The organism is Mammaliicoccus sp. K-M42 (assembly GCF_022386375.1).
GTDB classification, from domain to species: domain Bacteria; phylum Bacillota; class Bacilli; order Staphylococcales; family Staphylococcaceae; genus Mammaliicoccus; species Mammaliicoccus fleurettii.
This window is the reverse complement of the sequence record NZ_JAJNIS010000041.1, coordinates 1-1,137: the sequence shown is the minus strand read 5'-3', so window position 1 is coordinate 1,137 and position 1,137 is coordinate 1. Positions and strand designations below refer to the sequence as shown.

General features: G+C 32.0%; 1 pseudogene. It reads left to right on the top strand.

Going from position 1 to position 1,137, the window contains the following annotated elements:
- Positions 1 to 1,106, top strand: a pseudogene (locus tag LQ668_RS12230) (IS3 family transposase); the annotation flags it as partial.
- Positions 1,107 to 1,137: the final 31 nt, after the last annotated feature.

The window sequence follows — 1,137 nt, the reverse complement described above, 5'->3', positions numbered from 1 at the left end:
AGCAATTCAGTTAGTAGAATCTGGTAGAAAAGCAACAGAAGTTTCAAGAGATTTAGACATCCCTATTCAAACATTAACCAAATGGCTAAGTGTTTATCGTAAAGAAGGTGAAAAAGGATTTGTTGGTAGTGGTAGACGTACCCCTAAGAAACAGTCTGAAGTTGATCTACAAAAAAGATTAAAAGAGCTAGAAGAAGAAAATAAGATATTAAAAAAGGCTCTATGCACATCTTTGCCAAAGACCAGAAGTAATATACAGGTTTATTGAAGAACACCGACATGAATTTCGTGTTATAAAGATGTGTGAAGTGTTAGGTGTTTCAAAAAGTGGCTATTATGGTTGGAAGAATCGTAAACCAAGTAAACGTACAATTAGACATGATGTATTGAAAAAACATATTTATCAAATTTATATTCAAAGTCAAAAACGTTATGGTAGTCCTAAAATTACACAAGTACTAAGAAGCAAAGGATGTACGGTCACACAAAGAACAGTCAGTAAGATAATGAATGAATTAGGTATTAAATCAATAACAAAAAAGAAATATAAGGCTACAACAAATTCCAAACATCAACTTCCTGTATATCCCAATATATTAAACCAATCATTTAAAGTATCCGGATTAGGAAGTGTTTGGGTCGCAGATATAACGTACATATACACGAGAGAAGGTTGGCTATACTTAGCAACAGTCATGGATTTATTTTCACGAAGAATTATTGGATGGTCAATGTCTTCAAGAATGACTAAAGATCTTGTGTTATCAGCCTTTAGAAAAGCATGTACAATACAAGAACCAAGAAAAGGACTGATTCATCATTCAGACCGTGGAAGTCAATATGCTTCTATAGAATATCAGACATTACTTAAAGAAAAAGGAATTCAAACAAGCATGAGTAGAAAAGGAAACTGTTATGACAATGCGTGTATAGAATCATTTCATAGTATTATCAAAAAAGAATTAATTCACCATTGTGACTACAAAACAAGGGATGAAGCAATGTTCAGTGTTATGGAATACATTCTTACTTTTTACAACTCAAAAAGAATTCATTCGACACTAAATTATATGAGTCCAATTGAATTTGAGAAAAAATATGCATAAAAACATCCTCGCGATTCATATACTTTTGGTC